The organism is Neisseria sp. P0006.S004 (assembly GCF_051963015.1).
In the GTDB taxonomy this organism is placed as follows: Bacteria; Pseudomonadota; Gammaproteobacteria; order Burkholderiales; family Neisseriaceae; genus Neisseria.
Window position 1 is genome coordinate 208,616 of the sequence record NZ_JBQCUS010000003.1, and the last position, 20,083, is coordinate 228,698.

General features: G+C 49.3%; 17 protein-coding genes. 10 read left to right on the forward strand and 7 right to left on the reverse strand.

Features of this window, described 5'->3' with window-relative positions:
- Window positions 1-97 precede the first annotated feature (97 nt).
- The 3 genes from ACTHR2_RS06185 to ACTHR2_RS06195 form a co-directional block, all read right to left on the reverse strand.
- Window positions 98-1,003 (reverse strand): putative phage abortive infection protein, encoded by a 906-nt coding sequence (locus tag ACTHR2_RS06185; RefSeq protein ID WP_440375491.1) that lies wholly within the window; start codon window positions 1,001-1,003, stop codon window positions 98-100.
- Between the two features lie 127 nt (window positions 1,004-1,130).
- Window positions 1,131-4,535 (reverse strand): transcription-repair coupling factor, encoded by a 3,405-nt coding sequence (mfd, locus tag ACTHR2_RS06190; protein WP_263336974.1) that lies wholly within the window; start codon window positions 4,533-4,535, stop codon window positions 1,131-1,133.
- Window positions 4,536-4,665: 130 nt separating this feature from the next.
- The gene (locus tag ACTHR2_RS06195) at window positions 4,666-5,358 is read right to left on the reverse strand and encodes a VIT1/CCC1 transporter family protein (protein ID WP_440375492.1); all 693 of its coding nucleotides are present in this window, start codon (window positions 5,356-5,358) and stop codon (window positions 4,666-4,668) included.
- Window positions 5,359-5,656: 298 nt separating this feature from the next.
- Here ACTHR2_RS06195 and ACTHR2_RS06200 point away from each other — a divergent pair, with 298 nt between their 5' ends.
- The 4 genes from ACTHR2_RS06200 (at window position 5,657) to ACTHR2_RS06215 (ending at window position 8,589) form a co-directional block, all read left to right on the forward strand.
- Complete coding sequence (locus ACTHR2_RS06200; protein WP_049336812.1) at window positions 5,657-5,803, forward strand: hypothetical protein; 147 nt, start codon at window positions 5,657-5,659, stop codon at window positions 5,801-5,803.
- 191 nt (window positions 5,804-5,994) lie between these two features.
- The gene (locus tag ACTHR2_RS06205; RefSeq protein WP_003746297.1) at window positions 5,995-6,195 is read left to right on the forward strand and encodes a hypothetical protein; all 201 of its coding nucleotides are present in this window, start codon (window positions 5,995-5,997) and stop codon (window positions 6,193-6,195) included.
- 89 nt (window positions 6,196-6,284) lie between these two features.
- Complete coding sequence (gene aspA, locus ACTHR2_RS06210) at window positions 6,285-7,682, forward strand: aspartate ammonia-lyase (RefSeq protein ID WP_263336984.1); 1,398 nt, start codon at window positions 6,285-6,287, stop codon at window positions 7,680-7,682.
- 244 nt (window positions 7,683-7,926) lie between these two features.
- A complete protein-coding gene (locus tag ACTHR2_RS06215; protein ID WP_070826894.1) occupies window positions 7,927-8,589 on the forward strand; it encodes an NAD(P)H-dependent oxidoreductase in 663 nt (220 codons plus the stop codon).
- Window positions 8,590-8,768: 179 nt separating this feature from the next.
- On the opposite strand, the gene ACTHR2_RS06220 is transcribed toward ACTHR2_RS06215, so the two are convergent.
- Together ACTHR2_RS06220 and ACTHR2_RS06225 are read right to left on the reverse strand one after the other, a co-directional pair.
- Window positions 8,769-11,000 (reverse strand): FepA family TonB-dependent siderophore receptor, encoded by a 2,232-nt coding sequence (locus ACTHR2_RS06220; protein ID WP_440375493.1) that lies wholly within the window; start codon window positions 10,998-11,000, stop codon window positions 8,769-8,771.
- Between the two features lie 232 nt (window positions 11,001-11,232).
- Window positions 11,233-11,451, reverse strand: a complete 219-nt coding sequence (locus ACTHR2_RS06225; RefSeq protein ID WP_036491484.1) for a YdcH family protein — start codon at window positions 11,449-11,451, stop codon at window positions 11,233-11,235.
- 221 nt (window positions 11,452-11,672) lie between these two features.
- On the opposite strand from ACTHR2_RS06225, the gene ACTHR2_RS06230 reads away from it, so the two are divergent.
- On the forward strand, window positions 11,673-12,047 hold the full coding sequence (locus tag ACTHR2_RS06230; protein ID WP_263336995.1) for a hypothetical protein: 375 nt from the start codon (window positions 11,673-11,675) through the stop codon (window positions 12,045-12,047).
- 133 nt (window positions 12,048-12,180) lie between these two features.
- Complete coding sequence (gene glyA / locus ACTHR2_RS06235) at window positions 12,181-13,431, forward strand: serine hydroxymethyltransferase (RefSeq protein ID WP_263337000.1); 1,251 nt, start codon at window positions 12,181-12,183, stop codon at window positions 13,429-13,431.
- Between the two features lie 71 nt (window positions 13,432-13,502).
- On the opposite strand, the gene ACTHR2_RS06240 is transcribed toward glyA, so the two are convergent.
- Window positions 13,503-14,813 (reverse strand): sulfate adenylyltransferase subunit 1, encoded by a 1,311-nt coding sequence (locus tag ACTHR2_RS06240; protein WP_263337003.1) that lies wholly within the window; start codon window positions 14,811-14,813, stop codon window positions 13,503-13,505.
- A gap of 129 nt (window positions 14,814-14,942) precedes the next feature.
- On the reverse strand, window positions 14,943-15,857 hold the full coding sequence (gene yddG / locus ACTHR2_RS06245; RefSeq protein WP_440375494.1) for an aromatic amino acid DMT transporter YddG: 915 nt from the start codon (window positions 15,855-15,857) through the stop codon (window positions 14,943-14,945).
- 182 nt (window positions 15,858-16,039) lie between these two features.
- On the opposite strand from yddG, the gene ACTHR2_RS06250 reads away from it, so the two are divergent.
- The 4 genes from ACTHR2_RS06250 (at window position 16,040) to ACTHR2_RS06265 (ending at window position 19,682) form a co-directional block, all read left to right on the forward strand.
- A complete protein-coding gene (locus tag ACTHR2_RS06250; RefSeq protein WP_070588400.1) occupies window positions 16,040-16,465 on the forward strand; it encodes a MarR family winged helix-turn-helix transcriptional regulator in 426 nt (141 codons plus the stop codon).
- Window positions 16,466-16,480: 15 nt separating this feature from the next.
- Complete coding sequence (locus ACTHR2_RS06255) at window positions 16,481-17,350, forward strand: ABC transporter six-transmembrane domain-containing protein (protein WP_070588398.1); 870 nt, start codon at window positions 16,481-16,483, stop codon at window positions 17,348-17,350.
- Window positions 17,351-17,377: 27 nt separating this feature from the next.
- A complete protein-coding gene (locus ACTHR2_RS06260; RefSeq protein WP_004520006.1) occupies window positions 17,378-17,701 on the forward strand; it encodes a DMT family transporter in 324 nt (107 codons plus the stop codon).
- Window positions 17,702-17,891: 190 nt separating this feature from the next.
- Entirely contained in the window at window positions 17,892-19,682 is a 1,791-nt protein-coding gene (locus ACTHR2_RS06265) for an assimilatory sulfite reductase (NADPH) flavoprotein subunit (protein ID WP_440375495.1), read from the forward strand.
- The last annotated feature ends 401 nt before the right edge of the window (window positions 19,683-20,083 follow it).

Genomic DNA, 20,083 nt, shown 5'->3' on the forward strand with positions numbered 1-20,083 from the left:
CATTGTATTTATTTTCAGATGACCTTTTTTATCCTGCTTCTATATTTACACTTAAAGTCGCGTGCCTGCGTACCTCACACACCCTGTCTCTGCAGGTTTAATGCGTGCTACGGCTTGCTTGCTTTAAATAAATGCTTTGCCCAAAAGCTTGTAGATCTATGACTTTTCCAGAGAAAATATATTTCTCAAGAAGAGAGGAAAAATTTTTTACCTCCTTGCTAGTCAAAAAAGGACATTCATCCTTTCCTACAAATCCCTGACCAGATAAGTAAACGTCAGTTAACCAGCTTTCAGTTATTGGTAAATGCTCAAAGAATCTCGATTCAACTAATAAATCTGTATAGTTTGGTTGTTTTCCTTTTTCTCTATAGCCTAGTGAATTAAACAAAATAAGAAATTGAATGTGTGGTGGTGTTAATCCTCGAATTAGACCATAATATTCTCTTTTATCATCATCACTTATTTTGTTACTTGTTGAGATTAGTTTCAAAAGTCTAAATAATGTAATTAAGTACGGTTTCAATTTATGATGTAAATCAATTTCTTTTACAACTTCTTCGTTGAAATTTATTTCGAACTGAGCTTCATTTCTTAAGTTACACTCATCTTTTAGGAGAGTATTTTTAAATAAATCAATAATATGTTTATTTAAAATTAGCGGGTTGTAATATTTATTTGAAATTTGTGAGTTATTATTTTCAAACTCAATTATTTCCTTTAATAGTTTGTTATTTTCTTCTAATAGCACCTTAAATAGACTATGAAATTCATTATTTTTTTGATTTTTATAAGTTAAACCACTGAAGCATATCAAACCAAAAGCAGAAGCGATTGTACCTACTGTAATAAGCCAATTTGTAAAATCATTTTTTTCAATTTTCCAGTCGTAGGCCGCAAAAATAGCATAAAATGCACCAATACAAGCTAATATAGTTAAGAAAATATAAAAAATAAGAGTACAATATTTATTAATTTTTTCATCAGTATTTTTTAAAGGATCCATGAATTATTTCCAGAAAAAAATGAAAATTAAAATTTAGTTTCAGCAGCCGTAGGTCGGATTCTTAAAGCCAACATTTTGGGCTGCAGGCCGTCTGAAAATTTTTCAGACGGCCTTTTGTCCTTCATCCTTACTTAACCATCCCCCTTTCTTTCAAAGTCTTCAATACATTCTTCACCGTATTAATCCGTACTTCGATATTTTCCATCTCCGCCGTAAATCGCAGCTTATCGGCTCCGGCAAGGCGGTATTTTTTGTCGTTCTGAATCAGCAGGATGATTTCGGTTGGATCGACATTGTTGTTTTTGCCAAAGGTTACCGTTACCGCTTCGCTAGTGGCATCGATGGCATCGATACCCAATTCTTTTGCGGCGAGCCGCAGGTGGTGGCTTTCAATGAGGGTTTTGACGGGTTGTTCGGGCAGGCCGAAGCGGTCGACCAGTTCTTCATGTATGGCGTTGATTTGCTGCACGGTTTCGCAGACGGCGAGGCGTTTGTAGAGGACGAGCCGTTCGTGAATGTCGGGGCAGTAGCTTTCGGGCAGCAGGGCGGGGCTGTGCAGTTTGATTTCGGTGGTGATGCCCAACGGCGCGTCGAGGTCGGGCTGGCGGCCTTTTTTGAGGTCGCGTACGGCTTGTTTGAGCATTTCGGTGTAGAGCGTGAAGCCGACCTGTATCATTTCGCCGGACTGCCCTTCGCCGAGGATTTCGCCTGCGCCGCGGATTTCCAAATCCTGCATGGCGAGGGTGAAGCCTGCACCGAGTTCGTCTGCCGCCGCAATGGCGTCGAGGCGTTTTTCTGCGTCTTTGGTGATGTATTCGGGCGTAAGCAGGTAGGCGTAGGCTTGGTGGTGGCTGCGGCCGACGCGCCCGCGAAGCTGGTGCAGTTGCGCCAGCCCGAATTTGTCGGCGCGGTTGATGATGATGGTGTTGGCGTTGGGGATGTCGATGCCGGTTTCGATGATGGTGGAACAGAGCAACACGTTAAATCTTTGCTGCAAAAAGTCGCGCATGACTTGTTCCAGCTCGCGCTCGCGCAGTTGTCCGTGCGCTACGCCGATGCGGGCTTCGGGCAACAGGGTTTCCAGCCGCTCGCGCATGTTTTCGATGGTATCCACTTCATTATGCAGGAAAAACACCTGCCCGCCGCGTTTGAGTTCGCGCAATACGGCTTCGCGCACGCTGCCTTCACTGAAGGGTTTGACAAAGGTTTTGACGGCAAGGCGGCGGCTGGGCGCGGTGGTAATCAGCGAGAAGTCGCGCAGGCCTTCGAGCGCCATGCTGAGGGTGCGCGGAATCGGCGTGGCGGTCATGGTAAGGATATCGACATTGGCGCGCAGGCGTTTGAGTTGCTCTTTTTGGCGCACGCCGAAGCGGTGTTCTTCATCGATAATCACTAAGCCTAAGTTTTTGAATTTTATGTCGTCCTGAACCAGTTTGTGCGTGCCGATAACAATATCGACCGTGCCGTCCGCCATGCCTTCCAGCGCGGCTTTGGTGGCTTTGCTGTTGTTGAAACGCGAAAGGCTGGCGACTTTCACGGGAAAATCAGCGAAACGGTCGGCAAAGTTTTGCGCGTGCTGCTCGACCAGAAGCGTGGTTGGGGCGAGTACGGCGACCTGTTTGCCGCCCATCACCGCCACAAACGCGGCGCGCAGGGCGACTTCGGTTTTACCGAAACCGACATCGCCGCACACAAGGCGGTCCATCGGCTTCGCCTGTGTCAAATCCTTAATCACGGCGGCGATGGCAGCGGCCTGGTCTTCGGTTTCTTCGTAGCCGAAGCCGTCGGCAAACGCCTGATAGTCCAACTCGTTGATTTCAAACTTGTGTCCTGATTGGACGGCGCGTTGGGCGTAGAGGTTGAGCAACTCGGCGGCGGTGTCGCGCGCTTTTTCGGCGGCTTTGCGTTTCGCCTTGTTCCACGCGCCACTGCCGAGCTTGTGCAAAGTAACGTTTTCATGCGCCTGACCGGAGTAGCGGCTGATTAAATGCAGTTGCGAAACAGGCACATAAAGCTGCGCTTCGCCTGCGTATTCAAGCAACATCATTTCGTTGGTTTCATCGCCCAAGTCCATTGTGACCAAGCCCATATATCGGCCGATGCCGTGTTCTTCGTGTACAACAGGATCGCCGATATTGATTTCGGCAAGGTCGCGCAACAGGCCGTCTGAAACGGCGGCGTGTTTTTTACGATGATGTTTGCGCGAGCGGGCAACATATTGATAAAGATCGGATTCGGTAATAACCGCGATGTTTTGATCTTCTAATTTAAACCCGTAAGCTAACGGCGCCACTGTGATCATCAGCGGTTCATGTGCCGACAAAAAGCCCTGCCAGTCGGACACGCTTTTGGCTTTCAAACCGTTTTGCTGCAAAAAACCGAGCATGGTTTCGCGCCGTCCCAAACTTTCGGCACACAGCAAAACCCGTCCGTCAAAGGCCGTCTGAAAATCCTTCAGTGCCTGCAACGGCTCATCGGACTGGCGGTTGACGGCAAGATCGGGCAAGGTGTGTTCTTTGCCGGAAACATCGGGCAGCACTTGTCCGTAGTTTTTCAGACGGCCTGCGAACACATCGGCAGAGAGATACAAATACTGTGGAAGCAAAGGCGGATAGGTTTCATCGCCCTGCGCCATGGCGTAACGCGATTTGACGTCGCTCCAAAAACGGTTTGCCTCGGCGTGAACATCGCCCAAAGAGACAAACAGCGCATCCTCGCCGATATAGTCAAACAGCGTTTCCAGCTCGTTTTCAAAAAACAGCGGCAGATAATATTCCACGCCCGCGCCGAAATGGCCGTTGCTGACGGCTTTGTACACGGCGGCATCGTTCGGATTGCCATCGACTTCCTCGCGGAAGCGGCTGCGGAAAATCTTTTGCGCCTCGCTATCGGTGGGGAACTCGTGCGCCGGCAGCAGGCGGATTTCGGAAACGGGGGAAATGGTGCGCTGCGTTTCGGTGTCAAAAGTTTTGATGCTGTCGATTTCATCGTCGAACAAATCGATGCGGTACGGCATTTCGCTGCCCATCGGGAACAAATCGACAATGCCGCCGCGCACGGCAAACTCGCCCGCCGCGACAACATGGGAAACATGGTTGTAGCCCGCATCCACCAAATCGGTTTTCAGACGGCCTATATCCAAAGTCTGCCCCGTTTTCAGCCAAAACGTGCGCCCCGCCAGAAACGGCACGGGTGGCAGCTTCTGCATCGCCGTGGCAACCGGCACAAACAACACGTCCGCCGCGCCGCTTTTAATCTGCCACAACGCAGACAAGCGTTCCGACACCAAATCCTGATGCGGCGAAAACCGCTCGTAAGGCAGCGTTTCCCAGTCCGGCAGGAACACCGCCGTGTCGTGCGGACGGAAAAACAGCCAGGCCGTCTGAAGGCGTAGCGCCTGTTCCGCATCTTGAGTCAAGACAACCTTGAGCTGCTTATGCGGCAGATAACGCGCCAAAGCCAAGGGCAGCGAGCCTTGAGACAGATTGAGCCAACGGGATTTTTCACGGGGTTTGGGAATCGGATAGGTCATGACAAAACAGTTTGTAATAAGTAAATACAAGCACCATAGGCCGTCTGAAAAATTTTCAGACGGCCTTTAGCGATCAAATCAATTTTCAATTTTACTGGATACAGGTTTAAAAGAATATAAGGCCTTACAATCAGACGGCCACGCCTGCCAGTTTTCCAATAAATCCGGTTATCACCAATGCCGCAACGCCCCATAAACACACGCGCAAAACGGCAGGAACAACAGGCGCGCCACCAAGTTTAGCGGAGACATAGCCCAGTCCGGCCAATCCGCACAAAGTGGAAACTGCCAAGGCCGGAACAATGGCGGTAGAAGCCGTCAATGCGACCAGTAAAGGCAAAATCGCTCCGGCACAAAATGAAGCGGCAGAAGCCAGCGCGGCCTGCATGGGTTGGGCGGCAGAAGCTTCGGTAATGCCGATCTCATCACGCGCATGGGCGGCGAGTGCATCGTGTTCCATCAAGGCTTTGGCCACCTCTGCGGCGAGTGGGTCGGACAAACCGCGGCGGCGGTAAATTTCCGTCAGCTCTTCCAACTCCGCATCAGGATTATTTGCCAATTCGTGGCGTTCTTTGTGCAAATCGGCTTTTTCCGTATCCGATTGGCTGGACACGGAAACGTACTCCCCCGCCGCCATTGACACTGCGCCTCCGATCAGTGCCGAAACACCGGTCAACAGCAGGGTTTGGAAATCTGGCGTGGCAGCGGCTACGCCCGTCAACAGCGAGGCAGTGGAAATCAGGCCGTCATTGGCACCCAATACGCTTGCCCGAAGCCAGTTGTTACGGTCGCTGAAATGGCGTTCGCTGTGGTGTGAATACATATATGCTCCGATAAATTGGCTGTTTCCAGATGATGATAACATTGTATTGTTTTTTGAAATCAATGTCAGTTTATCCCTTCAAATCAAGCATTCTTAAATCTTTCTAGTGCCATTTCAAACCATAAAAACCAACACTCCTCTTTGGATTTTTTCAGACGGCCTGAACGCTTTTACAAGCAAATTTATTGTTCCAAGTCATGGCATTATCACAAGGCAGTTTTGTGCTGCTTGGTTTATCGGCTTAAAGATGCTATCTTTATGAATCTTTCCACTCCTCAATCCATTGAAAGGATGTATCATGGCCGAAGAAAACAAAATCAAAGTAAACGATTTGCCTGAAGATAAAAAAGAGCAAACCGAAGAAACCGAGCTGCCCGTTATCAACAACGAAGAAAAACGCGGCGGTCATGGCGAAGGCGGTTGCTGCGGCGCATGCGGCGGCTAATCTTCCCGACAAAGCCCCCAAGGCCGTCTGAAAAGTCTTACTTTTCAGACGGCCTTTTCCTTTCTAAACAATTACAGGTAAATCAATGAAAGGATGCGGGAGAAGAATTTAAACCCAACCGCGTTTGTGCTACATTCACATCTTTACAAACCACAACAATCTGCACACGCAGACACACAAGGAAGAAAAAAATGTTTTGGTATATCGTTGGTTTTTTCGCCTTCATCGTTTCCCTGCTTTCCCTTTGGGTCAATGCCAGCGCATTCGGCATGGAAGAGGATGGCACGCCGCAATCCGAATATGAAAAAATGTTGGGCTTGGGTGCGAAATTGAAAGATAAAGAGACAGCCGCAAAAGAGCGCGAAGCGGCGCGCTTTCACCCTGACGATTAAGCCTTACCGACTGGACAATCTTGCCAAACTGGGCTAATGTTCCAAACGCATAACGCACACCAACACAACTATACGAGAAGGTAAGAGAAATGACTGTACGAATCGAACACGATTTACTGGGCGACCGCGAAATCCCCGCCGATGTTTATTGGGGTATCCACACGCTGCGCGCCATTGAAAACTTTAAAATTTCCACACAAAAAATTTCCGACGTACCGCAATTTGTCCGCAGCATGGTCATGGTTAAAAAAGCCACCGCGCAAGCCAACGGCGCATTGGGTGCCATCAAGCCAGAAATCGCGGCCGCCATCGAAAAAGCCTGCGATGAAGTATTGGTCAAAGGCCGCTGCCTCGACCAATTCCCGTCCGACGTTTATCAAGGCGGCGCCGGTACTTCGGTCAACATGAATACCAACGAAGTCATTGCCAACCTCGCATTGGAAGTCTTGGGTCACGAAAAAGGCAGCTACGACATCGTCAATCCGATGGACCATGTTAACGCCAGCCAATCCACTAACGACGCCTACCCTACCGGCTTCCGCCTTGCCGTGTATTACAGCATCGGCGAATTGCTCGACAAACTGGCCATCTTGAAAAACGCCTTTGCCGCCAAAGCCGAAGAGTTTAAAGATGTTTTGAAAATGGGCCGCACCCAGCTTCAAGATGCCGTGCCGATGACTGCCGGCCAAGAATTCCAGTCTTTCCAAGTGTTGTTGGAAGAAGAAATCCTCAATCTCGACCGTACCCGCTCCCTGCTGCTTGAAGTCAACCTCGGCGCCACCGCCATCGGTACCGGCGTGAATACGCCTAAAGGCTATGCGGCTTTGGTTGTTGAGAAACTCTCCGAAGTCAGCGGCCTGCCTTGCAAACTGACTGAAAACCTGATCGAAGCGACCTCCGACTGCGGCGCATATGTGATGGTACACGGCGCATTGAAACGCACAGCCGTCAAACTGTCCAAAATCTGTAACGACTTGCGCCTGCTCTCTTCCGGTCCGCGCGCCGGTTTGAAAGAAATCAACCTGCCTGAATTACAGGCCGGTTCTTCTATTATGCCTGCCAAAGTCAATCCCGTGATTCCCGAAGTCGTCAACCAAGTCTGCTTCAAAGTCATCGGCAACGACACCACCATCACTTTCGCAGCCGAAGCAGGTCAGTTGCAGCTGAACGTTATGGAGCCGGTCATCGCCCAATGTATGTTTGAAACTATTTCCCTCTTGGGCAATGCCGCGGTCAACCTGTCCGACAAATGCGTCAAAGGCATTACGGTCAACCGCGAAATCTGCGAACACTACGTCTTCAACTCCATCGGTTTGGTCACTTATCTGAACCCATACATCGGCCACCGCAATGGCGACTTGGTCGGCAAAATCTGCGCCCAAACCGGCAAAGGCGTGCGCGAAGTCGTACTGGAGCGCGGCCTGTTGAGCGAAGAAGAGCTCAACCGCATCCTCTCCCCAGAAAACCTGATTAATCCTCATCTGTAATCAGGATTTGAAATCAAAGGCCGTCTGAAACTTTAAACGTTTAAAGTTTCAGACGGCCTTTCGCATTGATATTGATATTTATCGAATTTTTTTGCGAAATTCAGAATTAAAAGATAGCCTGACCGTCAGGTTTGATTTAACATGGTGTTGCCCCAGCCTGTTTCTTCCTTAAGGTTATGCCGGTAATGATGCCTCAAAAGGAACCGGATATTGGAATAACATCTTCATTTATTAGGAAAACCAGATGAATCAAATTACACGCGAACAAATGCTGCAAGTATTCGAAAATCGCTGCTCCACCCGTTATTACGATCCCAATAAAAAAATCAGCCAAGAAGATTTTGCAGCAATTTTAGAATTTGCCCGCCTCTCGCCCAGCTCTGTCGGCTCCGAACCATGGAAATTCTTGGTGATTCAAAACAAAGCCCTGCGTGAGAAAATCAAGCCTTTCAGCTGGGGGATGCAATCCCAACTGGACGACTGCAGCCATCTGGTGATTATCCTTGCCAAGAAAAATGCCCGTTACGACACCCCTTTCTTCCGCAGTGTTGCCGAACGCAGGGGCCTGCAAGGAGAGCAGCTGGAAAAAGCATTGGCAAGATACAAAAGCTTCCAAGAAACCGACATTAAAATTGCCGACGACCAACGCGCACTCTTCGACTGGAGCGGCAAGCAGACCTATATTGCTTTGGCCAATATGCTCACGGGCGCAGCGGCCATCGGCATCGATTCCTGCCCAATCGAAGGCTTCAACTACGACAAAATGAACGAAGTATTGGCGGCAGAAGGCCTGTTTGATGCCAACGAATGGGGTGTATCCGTAGCGGCAACATTCGGCTATCGCGCCAAAGAAATCACTAAAAAATCACGCAAACCGATTGATGAAATGGTGACTTGGGTCGAATAAGCAGTTTGTATTCTCAGGGCGGCAAATGTCGCCCTTTTACTTTTCTAAAAAAGTGAAGCAAATTCCGTAACAACAAATACTTCTAAATTTAAAATCAGAAGGCCGTCTGAAACCATGTGTCAGAAATCCTAGATTTCATTTCACACCGTTTCAGACGGCCTGATTTAATACGCTTCTACTTAAAACGATACTTTCAAACTGCCGTAGAAGGCACGGCCATGTTCGTTGTATGTTTGTGTACCGGCAGTCGTGCGGTACAGTTTTTTGTCAAACAGATTGCTGATACCGCCACGGACGGCCACGCGTTTGTTCCAGTTGTAGCCTGCGTTGATGCCCCAAATGCCGTAAGAACCGACTTGGGTTTGGTTGCGCTCGGAAGTTAAAGGCGTGATACCTGAACGTAGATTACCGTCTCGTTCCAGTATATTAATCGCTACGCCGCGCGGTTTAGTACGGCCGTAGTGGGTAAAGGTCAGGTTGGCATCGAAGCGTTCGTTCGGCGTCCAAGACAATGTGCTGTTGATGGTGTGTTTCGGCACCAAAGACAATGGATTGCCTTGATAATCTTCAGATTTGTGCATATAAGTGAAATTGTTGCTCCACTTGAGTGTGTCATGCAACGGAATCACCAAGTTGCCTTCGATACCCGAAATAGTCGCTTTCGGCGTATTTTCCCATTGCAGGAGCCAGTTGCCGATATTACTAGTGGCAATAAGCTGGTCGCCGATCACGATTTTATTGCGGTACGCGTTGTGGAAATAAGTCGCGGAAGCCTGCCAGCCATTTTTGTTAAACTCAAGACCAATCTCTTTATTGATACTGGTTTCAGGTTTCAAATTGCTGTTGCCCATGTAGAAACAGCTGACAGTGTTCGGCGCATTGAGCGGACAGCCCTGACCGCGTGTGTACAGGATAAAGTCAGAACTAGCTTGATACAGATTTGGCGCTTTGTACGCACGGGCAACACCGCCTTTAACCAACCAGTTTTCGCCGATTTGATGCGAGAAGTTCAAAGCCGGACTCCAATTGCTGCCGCTGGCACTGTTATGGTCGAAACGGATAGCCGGAATCAGATGGGTTTTGTCGGTCAACGAAATATTGTCTTCAACGTAGGCCGCCCAGTTGCGTTGTGAAGTTTTACCGCTACGATGTTCCGATACGCCGGGGAAGGTGTTGACAATTACACGTTGCGGTTGACCAGGACGACCGGGAATAATATCTGTCAGACTTTGCGAGTTAGATGTAGGATCATCTAACTTACTGTCAGTAAATTCTGCGCCGACCGTCATTACATTATCAACACCGAGTTTAAACGGAATATTCGCTTCGCTGCTGAAACGTAAGTTTTTCAGACGGCTTTGAACAAAATCCAAGCCTGTATAGCTGCCTTCCGGACCGCCGGTCAAATATTCAGGCAAGTGGCTATTGACTGTACGCTCATAACTGATCACGTTTTTGGTATCGCCCCATTCCCATGCACCGTCATGCGTTAAAGAATAAGCGGAACGGTATAAGCGGGCGGTTTCGGCTTTACTGTCGGCCAAAGAATTGACTAAAGCAGAACGCGGATTGCTGTTTTGCGTATCGCCGTTGTAGATATTGCCCTGACGGCTGTAACTGCTGTCTAAAATCAGCGTTTGCGCAGGGCTGATTTTCCATTGCAGGCGGCCTGCAATGTCTTTATTGCGTACGCCTTCGACACCGGCCGCGCTGTCATTGCCGTGCCCAGCATTAATATCGGCCGCATCTGCATCCGTTTTATTCAGATTGCCGTAAATGCGGAAGCCCAAAGTATCTTGGATAATCGGACCGCTCAAATTAAAGCCGATACGGCGGGTTGCGCCCTCTTTGCTGTCTTGCGGTTGATTGGCGTAAAGATTGACTTGGCCTTTAAATTCTTTAGACACTTTTTTGGTGACAATATTGACCACGCCGCCCATCGCGCCCGAGCCGTAACGTGTTGCCGCCGGACCGCGCAAAACAGTAATGGATTCAATTTCCTCAACCGGCACCCAGTTGCTGTCGCCGCGCGTATTGCGTTCACCGCGCATACTGATACGCTCGGACTGGCGCGAATTAACTGGCTTGCCGTCAATCAAAATCAAAGTGTTTTCAGGACCCATACCGCGCAAGTCGATTTGGCGTTTGTTGCCACGCTGACCTGTTGCCGTATTGCCGGTCAGATTGACACCGGGCATGGTGCGGACAAATTCGGAAATATCGTTGACTGCGGGACGCTTGTCGATGTCGTCTTTCGAAATACGCGATACGCCGAGCGACTGTTGCAGTTGCTTCTCGGCAGTAACGTAAACGGTATCGACTTCAGCCTGCTCAACTGCTTTCTCTTCAGCTGCGTGTGAGAATGCACTAATTAACGCCAAAGGCAAAATGGCGAGTGTGAATGTTTTCATTGCATCGTTTCTCTTTAACTTTGTTTGTTAAAAATCAAAATAAAAATTATTCGAGATTTTAAATAAACTTAACAGAGTTTTCAATGCAATTAAGAGTGATTTACAATTATTCGTTAAATTAAGCCAATAAAAATAACCAAATGCCTAATAATTAAAAAGGCCGTCTGAACCGGCATGAAAGGGAATCTGAGATTTCCATCATACCGTTCAGACGGCCTTATTCAAATTTTAATTATTTGCCTGCTGCTTTTTGCAGAAGAGCATACAATTCGTCTTTGAGTTTGAGTTTGGCTTTTTTCAGCTCCTCGATTTCTTCGGAGCCGCTGGTTACCACGTTATTCACCAAACCGGTAATTTTATCGTCCAGCTCGTTGTGCTCCTCAAACAAACGGGCAAAGTGTGCATCCTCTTGTTTCAGTTTAGAAATCAGATCGCGATATTCTGGAAACATTTTGTTTTCCTCTCTTGTTAATTAAATAAAAAAGTACTGCTGCCAAAAACTAGGACGAATTAATCTTTAGCTTCATTATAACAAACACGGGCGTTTTATCCAGTCTTTTTTAAGTCGAAACTGTTTTACATCAAAATTAATAATATCAACATAAGTTAGCGCCAAAATAGAAAGAAACGGCTTTATAGACGGCTTGCCGACTTGGGCATACAATCGGGCTTATGCGTTTACACAATGGCCGAACCACCCTATTCCGTCACATCAACGGCATGGACGGACAATTTATCCTGCTTGAAAACCATCCTTCATGGATGCCGGTCAATGATGCCGATTTCAACCATGCTGCCCCCTTGCCCGACGGTTTGTCCGTGCACGAAGAATCATTTTATCCATTTGAAAAAATAGATACCGCCGAATCGACAGACAATATCAAAATCTTCAGCGAAGAAGCTCTACGGCTGGAGAAAGAACGCTTAAATGCGGTAGCCTTAGTAGAACTGGCAAAAAATCTTAAAGCCGCCCAAGCCGAAGCCGACTTAGCCGCGCTTCTGGAAAAAATGGATTTTCATTTAAAACAAGATGATATTTTCAAATAAACCCTTCAATTTCAGACCGTCTGAAACCAAACACCCGACACAATTGTTGACAATGCAAGAAAAATAGTTCATCTTGAACCAATCCGCAGCACTCCATCCTATATTTTCAGCCCATCACAAAGGAATCGAGAACATGTTTTCAAAAAGCGTTACCCTCGCACAATATGACCCCGATTTGGCAGCAGCCATCGCCCAAGAAGACAAGCGCCAGCAAGACCACGTCGAGCTGATCGCCTCTGAAAACTACGTCAGCTGTGCCGTTATGGAAGCCCAAGGTTCGCAATTGACCAACAAATACGCTGAAGGCTATCCTGGCAAACGCTACTACGGCGGCTGCGAATACGTTGATATTGTCGAACAATTGGCGATTGACCGCGCTAAAGAGTTGTTTGGCGCAGAATATGTCAATGTCCAACCGCACTCTGGCTCGCAAGCCAACCAAGCCGTGTACGCTTCTGTTTTGAAACCGGGCGACACCATTTTGGGCATGTCTCTGGCACACGGCGGCCACTTGACCCACGGTGCCAGCGTCAATATTTCGGGCAAACTCTACAACGCCATTACTTATGGTTTGGATGAAAACGAAGTTCTGGATTATGCCGAAGTAGAACGCTTGGCTCTTGAACATAAACCCAAAATGATTGTGGCTGGTGCATCTGCCTATGCGTTGCAAATCGACTGGGCAAAATTCCGCGAAATCGCCGATAAAGTCGGCGCATACCTTTTTGTCGACATGGCGCACTATGCGGGTCTGATTGCCGGCGGCGAATATCCTAACCCGGTGCCATTCTGCGACTTCGTGACCACCACCACCCACAAAACCCTGCGCGGTCCTCGCGGCGGTGTGATTTTGTGCCGTGACAATACCCACGAAAAAGCGCTGAACTCTTCCATCTTCCCAAGTCTGCAAGGCGGTCCGCTGATGCACGTTATTGCTGCCAAAGCCGTAGCGTTTAAAGAAGCGTTGCAACCTGAGTTCAAACAATACGCAAAACAAGTGAAAATCAATGCTGCCGCTATGGCGGAAGAGTTGGTTAAACGTGGTTTGCGCATCGTTTCCGGCCATACCGAAAGCCACGTTTTCCTCGTTGACCTGCAACCGATGAAAATCACCGGCAAAGCCGCCGAAGCCGCTTTGGGCAAAGCTCATATCACTGTCAACAAAAACGCCATCCCGAATGATCCGGAAAAACCATTCGTTACCTCCGGCATCCGCATCGGCTCCGCCGCCATGACCACACGCGGCTTTAACGAAGCCGACGCGCGCGTATTGGCAAACTTGGTTGCCGACGTATTGGCCAACCCTGAAGACGAAGCCAATCTCGCCAAAGTCCGCGAACAAGTGACTGCTTTGTGCGATAAATATCCGGTTTACGGCGCATAAACATTTTGCCTTGGATAAAATAACAGGCCGTCTGAAACTTCAGACGGCCTTTTTTTATTGCAACTTTTCTTTTAAATTTCAAAACTGTTTGTTTCGCTAACTTTGCGTATCATGCCTGCCGCGACAGTATAGTTAGTGGCTTCGTCAATCAAAATAAACGCGCCTTGTGCATGGTTGTCTTCGTATGCGGCAGCAGCAAGCGGCTGCTGGGTTTTGAAGCTGACGCTGCCGATGTCGTTGAGCTTGAGCGTTTCGGCGGATTCGACGCGGCTGAGGGTGTTCACGTCCCAAACGTAGGCAATTTCGCTGATTTTTACGGGCGTGGTTTGGGTAGTGTGTTTCAACAAATATTTGCGGCGCAGATTGAGCGGAATATCGTCAAACCAGCAAAGCGCGGCTTGAAATTGTTGTTCGGGAACAATGGCGCTGTCGGCTGAAACAATGCTGTTGCCGCGTGAAATATCGATGTCGGTATCCAAAACGACAGTCAACACTTCCCCTGCCTCGGCAGATTCGGTTTTACCGTTGGCATTATAGATTTCGGCAACTTTGGCAACATGGCCGCTGGGTAAAACTTTAACTTCATCGCCCACTTTCAGACGGCCTGCTTCCAATCTGCCTTGATAGCCGCGGAAGTCGTCACTGCTGCTGCCGTCTTGGCGCGCCACGCGTTGTACGGGAAAGTGCGCGGCTTGGTCGACGGCATTTTGACGGTTGACGGGCAGGCTTTCGAGCAAAGGCAAAAGCGGCAAACCTTGATACCATGGGGTTTGGCTGCTGGCATTAACGATATTGTCGCCTTTTAATGCGCTGATGGGCAGGAAGTGTATTTGGGCTTGGAGGCCGATTTGTTCCACCAGTTTGCGATAAGCCTCGGTAATGGCTTGATATTTGGCTTCGTCAAAGTCGAGCAGGTCGAGTTTGTTAACGGCGACGATGATGTTGGGGCAGCCCAGAAGTTTCAGAATCGCGCTGTGGCGTTTGGTTTGGGGCAGGAGGACAGGCTCGCTGCCTGAAAAATTGACGCGCGTGGCATCGACCAAAATAATGGCTGCATCGGCAGTCGATGCGCCGGTAACCATATTACGCGTGTATTGTTCGTGTCCCGGCGTATCGGCAATGATGAATTTGCGTTTGGGCGTGGCGAAATAACGGTAGGCCACGTCAATGGTAATGCCTTGTTCGCGCTCGGCGGCAAGGCCGTCTGTCAGGCTGGCGAAGTCGGGCGTTTCGCCGTTTTCGGCAGCACGGTTAAGCTTGTCGATCTGGTCGGTCAGTAAGGTTTTGCTGTCGTAGAGCAGGCGGCCGATGAGGGTGGATTTGCCGTCATCGACGCTGCCGGCAGTGATGAAGCGTAAAAGCGGAGCGGAAGCTGCAGTCATGATTCTTTCCCATTTCTCGTGATTTCTCAAACTGACTGCTACTTTAAACAGGCCGTCTGAAAATGGGAAAGAATGTTTGGTTGTTAAAAAAGCTGTTTTCGTTATATCCCGAAGCTATGGGATATTGCCTCACGCCATCTGTTTTCTCCGGGTCGCCAACCAACACACAATCGATCCTAAGCACACCATTCCCGCACCCTGCCAAAACGTCATGGACAAAGGCGCGCTGATCAAAAACGAGGACACTACCGCAGACAATACCGGAATGAAATAAGATGCGCCTGCCAATACGGTCAGATTGCCGCGCGAAATACCGATATTCCACACCGCATAGCCCAACCCCATGCAAGATGCGGCGGCAACGGCATAGCCGAGCGATACGGAATCAAAACTCAACGTATCCGCGCCGCTGAGAAAATACTCTATCCACAACAGTATCGACACCAGCGCAAAGAAGAAACCGACGCTGCTGCCTTCCGCTTTCACGCGCGCCGTCAGCGTACAATATGCCGCCCAAAACACTGCGTCCGCAAATGCCATGATGTAGCCGCCGGGATTGGTGCGGACATTGTGGTAAATGCCGGAAATCGACAAGCCGACGTCGCCGCCCAATACAGTGGCAATCCCCAAAAATGACAGCACAAAGCCGATGACTATCCACCATTTTGACGGCTGTTTGTTGAAATATACCGCTCCGACAATGGTAAACGTCGGCCACAAATAATTGACCATGCCGATTTCCACCGCCTGTCTCGCGTTTTGCGCAAAACCGACCGAGAGCGACAAACACAGTTCGCAGCCGACAAAAAACACGCTCGCCCAAAACAGATAGCTGCGGTTGTAATTACGCAAATGCGGCCGGCCGAAAATCAGCCAAATCAATACGGTGGACAGGGTGTACATCATTGCCGCGCCGCCCACTGCCCCCATATGCAGGCTCAAAGAGCGTATCAGAGAAATGACGAAGCTCCACAAAGCAACGGCAAGCAGCCCGATGGCAGTGGCTTGTTTAGAGGAGATGTTTTGAGATAAGAAATGAATCATGGCGTATGTGCTGAAGATGGTTTTATTAGGTTTATCGTAGTTTGAATATATCGTTTCTACATTAATTATTTTAACGGTTTCAAGGCCGTCTGAAAATGATTGTTTCAGACGGCCCTCCATTTGCAATTAGTCCTAAACATGACTATAATCCGCATCCAATTAGTCAATATTGAGACCAATTTATAAATCAGCTCGACCAACTCGGCATGCGTATCAGCCACATAGACAGCGCATTTGACCAATGGATTAAACAGCAAAACACCAACTACAATACCTTCGCCGTTCTCTACACCTTGGCCACCGAAGGCAGCCGCACTCAAAAACACATAGGCGAAGAATGGAGCCTGCCCAAGCAAACCGTTTCCGGCACATGCAAAACGCTGGCGGAACAAGGCTTGCTGACATTTCACGAAAGCGAACAAGACAAACGCGAACGCTTATTGTCGCTGACCGAGCAAGGCAAAGAATCCGCCGCACCATTGGTGCAAAACATGCAGGAATTCAGCAAACGAATTTTTACCGCCTTCGGTGAAAAACGTGCAGCCCGACTGTTTGCCGATTTGGACGCGTTGGCCGAATTAATGGCGCAAACCCTCAATACTAAATAAGGAAGGAGGGCAACCATGTGGAAAATGTTGAAACACATCGGTCAAACACACCGCCGCAAACTCATCACAACCTTCTCTCTCGTCGGCTTGGATAATCTGCTCTTGCTGGTATATCCCGTGTTTGGAGGCTGGGCGATTAATGCCGTTATGGAAGGCAACGTCTGGCAGGCAATGTTGTATGGTGTGGTGGTCTTATTAATGTGGATAATCGGCGCCGCCCGAAGGATAGCCGATACGCGTACATTTACCAAAATCTATACTGAAATAGCCGTCCCGGTCGTTTTGGAACAGCGCAAGCGAGAAGTACCGCATTCCGCCATTACCGCACGCGTTGCCCTATCGCGCGAGTTTGTCAGTTTTTTTGAAGAACACCTGCCCATCGCTGCTACTTCGCTGGTCTCCATCTTCGGTGCATGTATGATGTTGCTGATATTGGAATTTTGGGTGGGCGTATTGGCTGTCGCGATACTTGCCCTGTTTTTATGGTTGCTGCCGCGTTTTGCCGCCATCAGCGAAAACCTATATTTCCATTTAAACAATCGGTTTGAACGCGACAACCACCTTATCCGCGACGGCAACGAGCATCAGCTCTACCGCCACTATGGCTGGTTTGCCAAACTACGCGTGCTGATTTCCAACCGCGAAGCCTTAGGCTATCTCAGTATCGGCATGGCGATGAGCGTATTGTTCGGCTTCGCCTTTATACACATGACGCTTAAAGGCTACGGAAGCGCCGGCCATATCTATTCCGTCAGCACTTATTTATGGATGTTTGCAATGAGCTTGGACGATGTACCGCGCTTGGTCGAACAATACTCCAATCTAAAAGATATCGGACAACGCGTTGAACTCTCGGAAGAAAACAATCTTTCTAAGGCCGTCTGAAACCTTAACACACTATCAGGACATATTATGAGTTGGTTTTATTTAATCTTAGCCGGTATGCTGGAAATCGGCTGGCCATTGGGCTTGAAGCTGGCACAACAGGAAGGCTACCGCTGGCATGGCTTTGCCGCCGCGCTTGCCTGCATCGTCGGCAGCGGATACTTCCTTTACCTTGCCCAAAAAAGTATTCCGATGGGTACAGCCTACGCCGTCTGGACAGGCATAGGCGCGGCAGGGGCTTTTTTGGTAGGCGTTGTATTTTTCAACGATGCTGCCAACTTCGGCCGCTGGCTTGGCGCATTTCTCATCATCTCCGGCGTCGTAGTGATGAAACTCTCCAGCGGAAACTGAAAATCTCGTTTCTATCCAATCCAAGGCCGTCTGAACAGGTATGCTCAGACGGCCTAATACCTTCCCGAATATAACGAAATCATCTTAAATTAAAACCAAGCATTCTTTCCTTTTTTCAGACGGCCTGTTTAAAGTGGCGACTGTCCATTATTCAAACAATCGGTTATAGCCGTCCAATAAAGGAATCCAAATGAGCCAAGCCAATCCGCTTCCCCCCGAACTCTCCGTCCAACTCTCCACACTATCCCCCACCCAACTTGCCTGGCTCTCCGGCTATTGCTGGGCGCAAAGCCAAGGCGTATCCGGTATAGTAGCCGAACCATCTGCCCTGCAAACGGCCGCTTCGGCAGTCAGCCGCCGCGTGTTAGTCCTCTCCGCCTCCCAAACCGGCAATGCCCGCAGCGTTGCCGAATCCCTACACGCCAAACTTCAAGCCGCCGGCGTAGAAGCCCGCCTCAGCAGCGCAGGCGATTTCAAAAGCAAAACCCTGCCCGACGAAGACATCGTCCTTTTGGTTACCTCCACCCAAGGCGAAGGCGAACCGCCCGAAGAAGCCCTACCCTTGTACAAATTCATCTACGGCAAAAAGAAACCTGATCTCAGCAAACTGACCTTTGCCGTCTTGGGCCTTGGCGATTCCTCCTATCCCAACTTCTGCCAAGCAGGCAAAGACTTTGATGCCAAATTTGCCGAACTGGGTGCAGGCCGTCTGAACGACTTGGGCATTTGCGACTTAGAATTCCAGGCCGATGCCGACGCATGGATTGCCGCCGTCGTACCCAAAGTGGCTGAGTTAACCGCCCAAGCAACAAGTCCAAGTACAACCGCTGCACCAAACAGCTCAGCCACACCAAGCAACGATGCCATCTACACCAAAGAAAACCCCTACATAGCCACCCTATCCGTGCGCCAAAAAATCACCTCGCGCGACGCGGAAAAAGACGTCGAACACATCGAAATCGATCTCAGCGGCTCAGGTTTGTATTATCAGGCAGGCGACGCGCTCGGCGTATGGCCGCTTAATTCCGCCGACCTCGTTCAAGAAATCCTCGACCTCAACCAACTGAACGGCAACGAAACCGTCCAACTTTCAGACGGCCGCGAAACCGACATCCGCACCGCCCTGACCGAATCCGCAGACATCACCCAAAACACACCGGCATTCGTCCAACAATACGCCGAATTAACAAACAACGAGGAACTCAAAACCATAGTTGCAGATAAAGCCCAACTGGATGCCTACCTCGCCGCCACACCGCCCGTAGGCGTACTTGCCGCCTATCCGCACCCACTGGACGCACAAAACCTATACAGCCTATTCCGCCCACAAACCCCGCGCCTTTACTCCATCGCCTCCGCACAAGACGAAGTCGGTGAAGAAGTCCACCTCACCATCGGAGTCGTTCGTTTCGACCACCACGACCACACCTACACCGGCGCAGCATCCGGCTACTTGGGCGAACGCCTCGAAGAAGGCAGCGAAATCCGCGTCTTTATCGAACCCAACCCCAACTTCCGCCTGCCACAAAACGGCGATACCCCCATCATCATGATCGGCGCAGGCACAGGTGTTGCCCCCTTCCGCTCCTTTATGCAACAACGCGCAGTCAATGGCGACAGCGGCAAAAACTGGCTCTTCTTCGGCAACCAACGCCTGGCCGACGACTTCCTCTACCAACTCGAATGGAGCGATTGGCGCAAAGACGGCCTCCTCACCCGCGCCGACCTCGCATGGAGCCGACAAGGCGAACACAAAGTCTATGTCCAACACAAAATCACCGAACGCGCCGCCGAAGTTTGGAACTGGCTGCAACAAGGCGCACACATCTACGTCTGCGGCGACGCTACACGCATGGCACGCGATGTCGAAAACGCCCTGATCGAAGTCATCGAAACCCAAGGCAAACTCAGCCGCGACGAAGCCGAAGACTACCTCAACGACCTGCGCGAAGACAAACGCTACCAACGCGACGTTTATTGATTGGATAAACAAAAATAAAGGCCGTCTGAAATTCAGTTTTCAGACGGCCTTTTTAAAGAGCCTGCTCGGATTGTTATCAATTCACCCGGTTTTGCATTATAATTGTGCAAATTTGACTCACTCGAAAGAAAATAAATTGGAAGGATTACAACAACTTGTAGATTTATTGGTGGGTTTTATCGATTGGATATTGAAATTACTGGCATTCTTGTTTTAAACTACGTTCCATTCTTTTATACATTAAAGACGTATTTTCATCATGCAAACCGCGCAACGCTCTGCTACTTTCTTCTATTGGTACCACACAAACGTGCGGTACTTTTTTGCGCTTGTCTAAAACAGACCAAATTGAAAATACGCAAATTAGAGCCGCCTCATTTGAGCGGCTTTTTTTATACCCA